We start from the raw sequence: 11,800 nt of genomic DNA, 5'->3' as shown, positions 1-11,800 counted from the left end.
AAAATAACATTAGATAATAGGATTAATGAACAGCGTTTATAAAAATACTGCTGTTCAACACACAAATACCTACGATACCCAAAAATCGCTTTTTTAAAAAATTTGTTACCAATTTAAGTAAATATATATATATAAGGATAGTATTGACCCGATAGTCATATTTTCCATAAAAAAACCATATAGATTCACTATATCTAAACTGCCATCTGTTTTCAATGTAAAAGGACTACTAGATAACTTATGTAGTCAGTGACTTGGAAGTCAGATTTGGATATTTTTGTGTTCCCGAATTCGCTGATAAACTTATTTTTCCGTCGATATAACATGGGTTAGATTAATAGAAGTCTATTAAATTGTTTCATTAATCCTTATCTCTTGTTTAAAATTCATTAATAAAAACAAAAACGAGCCCTTTAAATATTCAAAAGGCTCGTTTTTTGTATTTTTATTTTATTTATCTGTTAACTTAATGTTCTAGTAGGGTCAGACCTTTTAGGTCACCCTCTGAAAATAATTATTATTAAGTCTAGTCTAATTGAGCAATTGTACTGTGTCTAGCCTGTTTACCAATACCAATATTCGTAGCTGCACTGACTAATGTCAGGATTGGACATAGCAAACAGAAAAATGTAAATGGTGCATATTGAAGTGTTGATACACCTAAAACTTCTGATAGAAATACCCCAGACACGCCCCATGGAATTAAAGGATTAATAACCGTACCAGCGTCTTCTAATGCCCTAGATAATGTTTTCTTAGAAAGCTTCATTCTCTCAAAATGACTTTGGAAGGTGTTACCAGGTAGTAATATTGATAAATATTGCTCTCCTATTAATACATTAATTGAAATAGCAGACATTACAGTTGACAATACGAGTTTAAATGTACTTGTTAAAAACCTTTCAATCGATGCAAGTAAAGTTGGAATAATTCCAAGCAAGAATAATAATCCACCTAAGCCGAGAGCAAGCATGACTAGTGATATAGAAAACATCATGCTTTCTACTCCTCCTCTTGAGAGGATGACATTCAATTGCTCAAATTTACTTTCCATAACAAATCCAGAAAATAGAATCGATGACATTTTTGATAGAGTCATCTCATTAGTATTAATAAAACTAATAATGATTGCGCTAATAATACTAACAGATAATGTTGGAATAGCAGAAACTTTTCTAATTGCAAATACAGTCACTAAAATGAATGGGATCATGCTTGTCCATCCAATTGATGTTTCGGTTTCTAGTGCATGTATGAAGTTCTCAATCTCTCCAGTTTTCGTTTCGGTTCCTGGAGACAGGATCCAAAATAATATTCCTGATAAAATAAATCCTGGGACAGTTGTCCAAAGCATGTTTTTTATATGTTCGAAGAGAGGAACCCCAAAAGTACCTGAAGCTAAATTTGTAGTATCAGATACCGGAGACATTTTATCACCTAAAAACGCTCCTGAAACTACCGCTCCAGCCATAATTGCAAGTGAAGCATCCATTGCAGCAGCCATTCCGAGAAAAGCTACCCCAAGTGTTGCTGCTGTTGTAAAAGCACTGCCAATACTAATTCCAAGCACTGAACATATAATGAATGCCGCAAGATAAATAGGTGTACCTGAAAATAACTTAAATCCACCGTACATTAATGTTGGAATGGTTCCACTCGCCATCCAGCTACTGATCAACATTCCTATGAAGAAGAAAATATAAACCGCTCCTAACCCAGTTGAAGCGCCTTTAATTAATCCACCTTCTAACTCCCCAAAGCTAAGTCCCTTCCATCTTCCGTACGCCATTAACAGAATGATAGACAATATGATAGGCAAATGTGGAACAACACCGAGAAAAATAATTCCACTGCTGATGATTCCTAATATCAAAATAATTAACACTCCAGCTTCAAAAGCTGACAATTTAACCTTTGCATCTTCTAGTTGCATAATTAACCAACCTTCCCAAGATATATGTTTATTACGAAAAGTCGAATTGGCTATGTGTTACTAGCCCCACGTATGAACTACAACACAAAAAAGCCTCATCTCCACATAGGGACGAAGAAGCTTCGCGGTACCACCCTAATTGCTGCTTAAATATAAAGCAACCACTCTTATAATTCTTGTTCGAATGCATGCAGGTGTATTTCAATCATCTGTAGCCCGGACTCGCATCAACCGTCCGGTTTCTTTTTGCTGCCTCCAGAATCATTACTTCAAACTGCTGACAAGAGGATATTCTATTTTGTACTTAGACGCTTTTAAGCGTTAAAGTATATTAGTAATATAACGGATATCCTACGGCGGGTCAAGTTCTTTTTTCAAATAACCAATATTATTGAATTATATTTAAGGGAACTACATTTCGAAATTAATATTAATATTCCTTCTAAAACTGTTATACTGTAACCTATTTATATGGTGGTATACCCACTTTCAGAAAGGAGTGCTTAATTTTGAAAGAAATAACACTGGGCATTATTTCATCTATGTTTTTTGCAGTTACATTTGTACTAAACCGATCTATGGAACTGTCAGGAGGGAGTTGGATGTGGAGCTCCTCCTTAAGATTTCTTTTCATGCTACCTTTCTTATTAATGATTGTTTTAATAAGAAAAAATGGAAGCCAAGTTTTTAAAGAGCTAAAAAAAGCTCCATTAGAATGGTTAGGATGGAGCTTTGTAGGCTTTGTCCTTTTTTACGCACCGATCACTTATGCCGCAACCTATGGACCAGGCTGGTTAATTGCAGGAACATGGCAATTTACTATAGTAGCAGGCCTATTAGTAGCCCCCATTTTTTATACTGTCGTTCAAACTTCTTCAGGAACAATCAAACAAAGACATTCTATAGAAAAAAAAGCTCTTGCAATATCCTCTATTATTTTGATTGGCGTTCTGTTCATTCAACAACAAAATGCAAGTAAATTATCCGTATCTGAGATTGCATTAGGAATTTTACCAGTTGTAATCGCTGCATTTGCATATCCACTTGGAAATCGAAAAATGATGGAACTATGCGATGGTAGGCTAGATACGTTTCAGCGAGTTTTTGGTATGACTTTAGCAAGTCTTCCCTTCTGGTTGATTATCGGTAGTTTCGCTTACATAAAAGTAGGTGCCCCTAGCTCCAGCCAAGTGATTCAATCTTTGGTTGTGGCAATCTGCTCAGGTGTAATCGCTACGACATTATTCTTTATAGCTACTAATCGAGTGAGGAATCATCAAGCTAAGCTAGCTTCTGTGGAGGCTACTCAATCTACCCAAATTCTATTCGTTATTGCAGGAGAGGCTTCTTTCTTAGCAAGTCCTTTACCATCTGGTCTTGCAAACCTAGGCATACTTTTTATCATAATTGGAATTATTGCCCACACCCTCAACATGAAGAAAATGAACATCAAGCAAATAAGCCACTCATCAGAAATAGATTCAAAGGCTTAGCCTAAAAACAACTTCTATATTAAGGCATTACATGTATTTTCATGCGCCAATTTGTGAATTTTTTTTACATGAATGTCTCTGTTAAACAAACATAGTCTTCCGTAAATAAAATAAATCCACCCTTGAAATAAGGGTGGAACAAAAATTATGCTTCTTCAAGCTCAGCAATATTTACTTGGGTTCTTTCTTCTAAAGGACCTCTTAAGTGTACGGTTGCCGTTCTTCCATCTTCATGCAGTTGATCGATCCAAACTGAAGTGCCATGATATCTTACATCGATATCAGCTGAAGAAGATAGAATTTGTTTTACACGCATAACATCCATCCAATTAACCTCCCATGATAAAGTCATTATAGTGTTTGATGGATAAGGGATTTTATTCTATTTTTTAGTGCGATGGAGGAAAGTTTAGCATGCAAAAGTGTAATCATCCATTTAATTGGATGATATTTTTCGGTCCATACTTTTAGCTTATAAATCAATCCAATGTAAAAAATGCGGTACTACATATGGAGTTACTGGATATCCAAGATTATGTATCAGCATCATAACAGTGGTCCCTTTATACATATATGGATTTATGCTTGCACCTAATACGAAAACAGCCTAAACATTTATTCATGATAACAAAAATCCCCTCCAGCTATATAACTGTTGAGGGGATTTCTTCTTATTTTGAATCCATTGGATTATACAGCTTTACATCAGGGTTCTTCTCAGAGAACCATCTAAGAGCAAAATCATTTTCAAACAAGAATACATACTGTTCAAAACGATCTTTAACCAGAATACTTCTAGAGTTTGTCAGTCTTTCGTCGACCTTTTCATCTTCAACCCACCGGGCGATCTTGGAGCCAACACGTTCCATGATGACTTCAGTGTTATATTCGTTCCGCATACGGTGTTCAAATACTTCAAATTGAAGTTGACCAACTGCGCCTAATAAATACTCTTCCATCGTGACAGTCTTAAACAGCTGTATTGCACCCTCTTGCACGAGTTGGTGGATTCCTTTATGGAAGTGCTTTTGTTTCAATACGTTCTTTGCAGATACCTTAACGAATAATTCAGGTGTGAACTGAGGCAAACGTTCAAATTGATACATGTCTCTACTAGTGGTCAACGTGTCTCCAATTTGGTAATTCCCAGTATCATATAAGCCAATGATATCACCGCTCACCGCTTCATTTACTGTATTACGGTCATCAGCCATGAATTGAGTGGATGATGATAGATTGACAGTTTTTCCTGTACGGCTCAAGTTAACGGTCATTCCACGTTCAAATTTCCCTGAACAAATTCGGAGGAACGCGATTCGGTCACGGTGCTTTGGATTCATATTTGCTTGAATTTTAAAGATGAATCCAGAGAAATCCTCTGAAAGCGGGTCAATTTCTCCAGTAGACGCATTTCTAGGTTGTGGTGACGGAGCGAATTTCAAGTAAGCATCAAGGAAGGTCTGAACACCAAAGGTAGTTAATGCGCTCCCGAAAAATACCGGAGTCAACAAACCGTTAGCAATTCTTTCCTCAGAAAACTCGTTTCCTGCTTCGCTTAACAATAGAATTTCTTCTAATGTTTGCTCATAAAGCTGAGAATGCTTAATCGGATGTTCTCCATCGATTTCCCCTTCTTCATTTAAAGGAATAAAACGATTGTCTTCTTCTTTGAATTGTTCAATTCTGTTGTTGAAACGATCGTAAATACCTAAGAAATCTTTCCCCATACCGATTGGCCAGTTCATTGGATACGATTCAATTCCTAATACTTCTTCTAACTCAGCTAGAATATCAAGAGGATTTCTACCTTGACGGTCCATTTTATTAATGAATGTAAAAATAGGAATGCCACGCATGCGACAAACTTTAAATAGTTTAATCGTTTGATCCTCAATCCCCTTAGCAGAATCAACAATCATGACAGCACTGTCCACTGCCATCAACGTACGGTAGGTGTCTTCACTGAAATCTTGGTGACCTGGGGTATCCAAGATATTGACACGGAACCCGTCATAATCAAACTGCATCACAGAGGATGTAACGGAAATTCCCCTTTGCTTTTCAATTTCCATCCAATCGGAGGTTGCGTATTTCCCTGTTTTTCTGGCTTTTACTGTACCGGCATCACGAATGGCCCCACCGAATAACAGTAGTTTTTCTGTAAGCGTAGTTTTCCCTGCATCCGGGTGGGAAATGATCGCAAACGTTTTTCTGGATTGTACTTCATCCTTTATAGAAGACTTCATTCTTAACATCCTTTATCATATAAAATAAATAGTAATCTGGTTGTTCTGATTCATTACTAACTTAAAAAATATATCACATCCACTAATGCATTGGCTACTGAATGTCAAACTAGAACGGAGAATGAACCTTGTATTCGATCACACAAACCCTGTTCGGGCTATGCCAATTTGGATCAATAAAAAAGAACATTTGATAAAGCAGAAAAAACGAGCCTTGTTAATGATGACAATGTCCATGGAGTATATGGAAAAAAACAGAGGGAGAATTAGAGGTAAGAGGATAGTTTTTGAAAAGTTTAATATGAATCCTTATTTGATAACATTAAATAATATTTGAATCCATCCGAAAAAGGACAACCAAAGTGGAATACTTAAAGCTGTTCCCCATAATAAACCTTTAATTAAATTTGAATCTGTATGATTTTCATTCATGGTATGGATACCTCATTACTTGTTTGTTCCATAATTATTTCCTTTATTCTGTTTTTTAACCGTTTAATGCTTCAAATCTTTATAGCATAGTTAGGCGTACCTACATAAAACCTCTCCCCAATTTTGTCTCCTTCATCCACTTTCATTTTTGCCTACAGTCTTTTTTCTTTTACAATGAAAGAAGTTAACTAAGAACTAGAGAAGTTGATTGGAGCGGAAGGCGTTTGACTCCTGGGGGATTAGCGATACAGGCGAGACCCCGCAGGAGCGGTAGCGACGAGGAGGCTCGGCGAACGCCCCCCGGAAAGCAAGCGGCTGGAGCGGAAATCAACCTTTTCGCCTACCATGCATATCAAAAATGTCAAAAGGTATCGAGAGAGCGTACTCTCGATACCTTTTTTCGACAAACTGAAACGAGCCAATTAATTGGCTCGTTTTTTATTTCATTAAAGTTTTTGTCATCCTTCGTTTTCTCCAGTAATCCGTTGCACCTTTAATTACGAAAGGCATGACTGCGACCGCAACTCTTTTTAACAATCTTCTTTTCATTCCGATCACTTCCTTTATATTTGGTCTACCATATATATACCCTTTTATTGTTACTAAAAACCTTACCAAACTCAGGTATAATCTTCCAATTTTCAGGAAAACTGCTTTTCACTATCTTTGATTCTGTGTACAATTGAATTTGAGTAAGCGAAAGGAGTTTAACATGGTTACGTTTGAAAATCTAACAGAAGAAAACATTTACATTGCCGAGGAAATTGTCAATTCTAACAGAGCCTATAACAAAATGGAAAATGGACATGAAACTAGGTCAACAGTAGAGGTTAAAGAAGATTTGATTAATGGAAAATCTGAGCCCTTTTTCATCAAAGCAGATGATACCTATATAGGACTGATTGATTACATGATGTGTAATGAGAAGGATCGGTATCCTTGGCTTGGATTATTGATGATTCACGAAGACTACAAAGGCTATGGATACGGAACAAGTGCATACCTACTCTATGAGCAACAAATGAAGGAAAGAGGGGTTGAGATCCTTCGATTGGCGGTTCTAAAAGAAAATGTTCCTGCAAGAAAATTTTGGGAGCGTCTGGGCTTTAACTATTACATGGATAAACCGTTCAAGCATACCGTTGTCGAATGCTTTGAAAAAAGGATATAAATAAAGAGGATGGGCCAGATGAGCCCATCCTCTACTTAATTATAAGTTTAATAATTGATCAATTTCTTTATTGATCCGATTCCAATTTTGATCGCTATTATCCATGATCAATGATTCAAATGGAAGAATGGAAAGAACCTCCAATTCCAACTGTTTCCGCTTCTCTAACCATGCTATGGTTCCAAGTGAACCTTCCAATCCTTCTGCTTTTCCATACCCTTGGCTTGTGACATAATGAGTTACGCCATTGACCCATTCAATCGGCCTTTCATGGCAGGCTTTTTCAAAAGTTTTTTTTATATCATCTTGATAAAGATATATTAAAGCTGGATCCAAAGGCGCAATGATTTCTGCCAAAGCTTGCATATATATTTTTATTACCTCATCCGTTGCATTGTACTTTGCCAACATGGCAGTCATTGGATTTTGCAAGAAGCAACACTCAAAAGTCCAAATTTTATCCGTTTCTTTCGCAATTTCAGCAAACTCTTTCCATTTTGAAAGTACAAGATTCATATGTGTCTCTATGGGCAAATTCCCATCATACACATCAAATTGGGAGACGAAAGAAGTAACCTCCGGTGGCACATCATGGTTTTCTTGTACCATCCTTTTATAATAAACCAATCTATTACCTTCTCTTTCTTCCGTGTAATTTCGTATGATGGTCCCAAAATCCTGGTACTTTCTTGTTAATTCCTCGTACTCATCTATATTCAAATACCCGACCCCATCATAATCAGCTGGGTGCTTTAAATTTCCTTCAAGAAATAATTCATGTTTCTTCCTTCTATTCAAAAGCTTTTTTTGAATAATTTGAGCCGTGATTGTTTTACCTGACCCCCAAATTCCTTCAACCATAATTAATTTAGTATTTTTCAAGAAAATACCTCCCCATTTAAATCTTCAGATAAATGGGCAAAGCAATAATCCTATTCCATATAGAATACTTGAATGTATGAAAATGGACAGTCTTATCCTATCTTTTGCATTCGGTCCTTATGCTCTGCCTCTATAAGATAAGATTAATTCTCCATTTCACTACATTCCTCCGTTCAATCCAGTTACCAATAATTGTATTATACATTAACGATTTGAACAAGAAAGTTTTTGAATAAACCATAGTTGGTTTTTTTCTAAATAAAAAAGGCCATCCCCGCAGATGGCCCTAGTAAAGTAAGATATTAGAATTGTGAAGCTAATTCCTTAGCTTTTGAAGCTGCTGCGTGATAGATATCCTCAGCCTTTGACGGGTCAAGAGCAACTCCTTCGACGATGATTGTTTGCACTTGTGAAATTCCGATGAAATTCATAACCGTTTTAAAATAGCTTTCAGTGTGTTCAACTTGCCTCATTGGTCCTTCAGAATAAATTCCACCACGTGCTTCAATCATAAGAACCTCTTTACCTTCGACTAATCCAACTGGACCTTCCGCTGTATACTTGAACGTTTTTCCAGCCACACAAACTGCATCCAAGTAAGCCTTCATTAATGGAGGGAAACCAAAATTCCACATTGGAGCGGAAAATACGACTTTGTCTGCAGCAAGAAATTGATCAACCAAATATCCAAGTCGGCTTACTTTGGATGCTTCATCATCCGTTAATTCGTGGCCATTTGCAAGTTTACCCCAAGCTTGTAACACGTCTCCATCTATTAATGGAATAAAACTATTGTATAAATCCAAAACCTCAACCATGTCTTCTGGATGTTCTGTTTTATAAGCATCAAGAAAATCATTCGCAACTCGAGCTGAAAATGATTGGTGATCTTCTTTCGGATTAGCTTTTACGTATAAAACCTTTGTCATGATGATTCGCTCCTTGTAAATAAAATGTTAGAGATATACTTTTAATTTAATTATCTTGAATACGAGATTTATATTAAACGAAATAAAAAGCCCGCTCAAGTAATAATACTTGGTAACGGACTCAAAATTTCCCAGATATTTTATTGTGCTTGCCATTTTTTTTGAAGGTTACTTAATTTTGTTTGAGATTCTTTTAAATTGCTCTTCACTTTATCTAGATTATAGACAGGTGATTTTGCCTCTCCAATAAGAGGATAGAGACTTTTTTCTACTATTACATAATCTTCAGGGAACTTCGATTCGACTTTTTTCTCAATGGTATCCCACTTGTCTTCGATTCGTTGCCCATATTCATGGATGGTCTCTTTGTTGGGTTTCTTTTCAAGATCTTTTTCAAACTGATTTAACAATGTCAATATCTCTGCCAAGGTTGCCTGAACATCGACCATACTTGTTAGTGAGGCTTCAATTGCCTCTTTTTCTACCTCTCTATCATTTACCATGCATCCACTAGTTAATGATAGGATCATCAAAGCCAAAATATATTTTTTCATAGTAAAGACATTCTCCTTTTATGTAGTTCAACTAGTTAGAAGTTTGTCCATTTTCCTTATTTTTACACCTTTTTTCCGTATTCTTTCCTACAAAATTTTCATCAAATTCACACTATACAATATATAAAAAACTATGCATCATTTTGGAAAATTTTCATTTAGAATCTTGTTATTTTTCGATTTGTACGATATAATCAGTTATATTAAAATATAAGAACAAAATTAATTAATTTAAATTCACATATTATCAATCACCAAAGGATAATATGTAAAACTCTGATGCTTGATAATGTGTGAATTTTATTTTCCATGTAGGAAATAAATTACATATTAATTTTTGTTTAACTTTTAGGAGGATTCACAGTATGACAGTTACAGGTAAAGTAAAATGGTTTAACGGCGAAAAAGGTTTCGGTTTCATCGAAGTACCAGGTGGCAACGATGTATTCGTACACTTCTCTGCTATCCAAGGTGAAGGCTACAAAACTCTTGACGAAGGTCAAGAAGTTGAGTTCGAAATCGAAGAAGGCAACCGTGGACCACAAGCTAAAAACGTGGTAAAACTTTAATTCTCGATTCTAACCATACAAATGATCAAGGTGTTACCGTTTACCGGTAACACCTTTTTGTTTGTATATACCCCTTGTAGGATCTTTGAATGCTAAAGAAATAAATTACTATTTTATTAGTTAAAGCCCCAGCACGACAAGCTGGAGCTAACTAACACTATCAAAACGTTTTAACATTGATTTTTCTATGAACCATCAATCCGATCATCGTCATAATCATCAATGAACCAAGTGCCATTCTACTTGCCAAGGTTCCGTAATCTGCGAATAGGTACGTTACTGTTCCATAAACTAATGGTCCAATAATTGCAGAGACCTTACCAGAAAAAGCAAATAAACCGAAAAATTGTCCTCTTTTGTCTTCTGGAGTTGATTCGACAATCAATGTTCTAGAAGTGACCCACATAGACCCGAGGGCTACCCCAAATAAGCTTCCCGCAATCCAGAATAAGCCTGGATGGAAGGCAAAGGTTGCAACCGCCAAAGCAACCAGTAATAGGATCCCCACATAAGAAAATGACTTCGTCGCCCCTTTTGCCTTTGTGACATGGCCGAAAATAAAGGAACCGATAATACTTGAAACAGTAGAAACCAGATATAACAATATAAATGCGCCGCTTGAAAAACCAACAACTGTTTTCGCGTAAATGGCCATCATCGCAATCGCAGTTGATATGGCATCATTGATAAAAAAATAAGAAATCATAAAAATAAATACTTTACGATGACTCTTCATTTCCTTGAAGGTCGCGTAAATTTCTTTATACCCAGATAGGAACGATTCTTTTTTCTTTGGAACCACCTTCGGCTCTTTTACAAAAAAGAATAGTGGAAGAGAAAAAATCAAGAATAATATAGCAGTTGGAATAAAAGCTACATGAGAGCCATGATCCCCTATAAATGGATATACCGTTAATCCTACTAGAGTACCTACATACCCCACCGCTACCCCGAATCCTGAGATTAACGGGAGTGTTTCTTTGTTTGCTAGGTCAGAAATCATAGTGTCATAAAAAACTAAACTAGAATGGTAAAAGAATTTCGCAATAACAAATAATAGGATAACTAATGCCAATACAATGGGTATGCCAAATATCTCTCCTTGCATGGAAGAGGCAGCCACAAGTCCCATCGATAAAGTGCAGGCTACAGTGATTAAAGTGAAAATCCTAATGTATTTGTTCTTCTTCCCTGTCCGATCAATCAAAACTCCAAATAAGGGGGAAAACAGAACAAGAAAAAAGCTCGCCAATGCATTCGAGTACGATATGAAGGTGCTCGCTATTTGATCGAGAACTTCATTCTTTCCAATCGTCTCTTCTAAATAAAAGGGAAAGAAAATGGTATTAATGTTTGAAGAAAAAATCGTATTAGCAAAATCGTATAATGCCCAAGATAATACCGGTAATGATAAATAGAGGCCAAGGTTATTCCTCGGCTTCGCATTATTGGGTTTCGGGCTGATTTCCATAATTCACTTCCTTTCTTTTATTACGATATATGTATTCAGTTCAATGCCCGAAAAATCCTTTTCTGATTTTTAAATTTAACATTCCATTAACCATAAACCCCAATAGCGAGTTGCCATCGG

Annotated in this window: 10 protein-coding genes; 3 read left to right on the top strand and 7 right to left on the bottom strand. The window is 36.2% G+C overall.

Features of this window, described 5'->3' with window-relative positions:
- Positions 1–526: 526 nt before the first annotated feature.
- Complete coding sequence (gene nhaC / locus G3O09_RS14120) at positions 527–1,933, bottom strand: Na+/H+ antiporter NhaC (RefSeq protein WP_163102132.1); 1,407 nt, start codon at positions 1,931–1,933, stop codon at positions 527–529.
- Positions 1,934–2,442: 509 nt separating this feature from the next.
- Here nhaC and G3O09_RS14115 point away from each other — a divergent pair.
- The gene (locus tag G3O09_RS14115; RefSeq protein ID WP_163102131.1) at positions 2,443–3,426 is read left to right on the top strand and encodes a DMT family transporter; all 984 of its coding nucleotides are present in this window, start codon (positions 2,443–2,445) and stop codon (positions 3,424–3,426) included.
- Positions 3,427–3,571: 145 nt separating this feature from the next.
- Here the strand turns inward: G3O09_RS14115 and G3O09_RS14110 are convergent, their stop codons facing one another.
- Both G3O09_RS14110 and G3O09_RS14105 read right to left on the bottom strand, forming a co-directional pair.
- Complete coding sequence (locus G3O09_RS14110) at positions 3,572–3,751, bottom strand: H-type small acid-soluble spore protein (RefSeq protein WP_163102130.1); 180 nt, start codon at positions 3,749–3,751, stop codon at positions 3,572–3,574.
- A gap of 346 nt (positions 3,752–4,097) precedes the next feature.
- Positions 4,098–5,672, bottom strand: coding sequence for a peptide chain release factor 3 (locus tag G3O09_RS14105; protein WP_163102129.1), 1,575 nt, complete (start codon positions 5,670–5,672; stop codon positions 4,098–4,100).
- A gap of 1,144 nt (positions 5,673–6,816) precedes the next feature.
- Here G3O09_RS14105 and G3O09_RS14100 point away from each other — a divergent pair.
- Complete coding sequence (locus G3O09_RS14100; protein WP_163102128.1) at positions 6,817–7,275, top strand: GNAT family N-acetyltransferase; 459 nt, start codon at positions 6,817–6,819, stop codon at positions 7,273–7,275.
- A 39-nt stretch (positions 7,276–7,314) separates the two neighbouring features.
- On the opposite strand, the gene G3O09_RS14095 is transcribed toward G3O09_RS14100, so the two are convergent.
- From G3O09_RS14095 to G3O09_RS14085, 3 genes are all read right to left on the bottom strand, one after another.
- The gene (locus G3O09_RS14095) at positions 7,315–8,157 is read right to left on the bottom strand and encodes a P-loop NTPase family protein (RefSeq protein WP_163102127.1); all 843 of its coding nucleotides are present in this window, start codon (positions 8,155–8,157) and stop codon (positions 7,315–7,317) included.
- Positions 8,158–8,459: 302 nt separating this feature from the next.
- Positions 8,460–9,086 carry an FMN-dependent NADH-azoreductase gene (locus G3O09_RS14090; RefSeq protein WP_163102126.1) on the bottom strand — a complete coding sequence of 209 codons (627 nt, stop codon included), beginning with the start codon at positions 9,084–9,086 and terminating at the stop codon, positions 8,460–8,462.
- A gap of 140 nt (positions 9,087–9,226) precedes the next feature.
- On the bottom strand, positions 9,227–9,640 hold the full coding sequence (locus G3O09_RS14085) for a hypothetical protein (RefSeq protein ID WP_163102125.1): 414 nt from the start codon (positions 9,638–9,640) through the stop codon (positions 9,227–9,229).
- A 365-nt stretch (positions 9,641–10,005) separates the two neighbouring features.
- Between G3O09_RS14085 and cspD the strand changes: the two genes are divergently transcribed.
- A complete protein-coding gene (cspD, locus tag G3O09_RS14080; protein WP_108670222.1) occupies positions 10,006–10,209 on the top strand; it encodes a cold-shock protein CspD in 204 nt (67 codons plus the stop codon).
- A gap of 160 nt (positions 10,210–10,369) precedes the next feature.
- Here the strand turns inward: cspD and G3O09_RS14075 are convergent, their stop codons facing one another.
- Positions 10,370–11,680, bottom strand: a complete 1,311-nt coding sequence (locus G3O09_RS14075; RefSeq protein WP_163102124.1) for an MFS transporter — start codon at positions 11,678–11,680, stop codon at positions 10,370–10,372.
- Between the last annotated feature and the right edge of the window lie 120 nt (positions 11,681–11,800).

It is taken from the genome of Peribacillus alkalitolerans (assembly GCF_010882125.1).
Taxonomy (GTDB): domain Bacteria; phylum Bacillota; class Bacilli; order Bacillales; family DSM-1321; genus Bacillus_BN; species Bacillus_BN alkalitolerans.
Note: the sequence above shows the minus strand (reverse complement) of the source record. Positions and strands in the feature narration are given on the sequence as shown.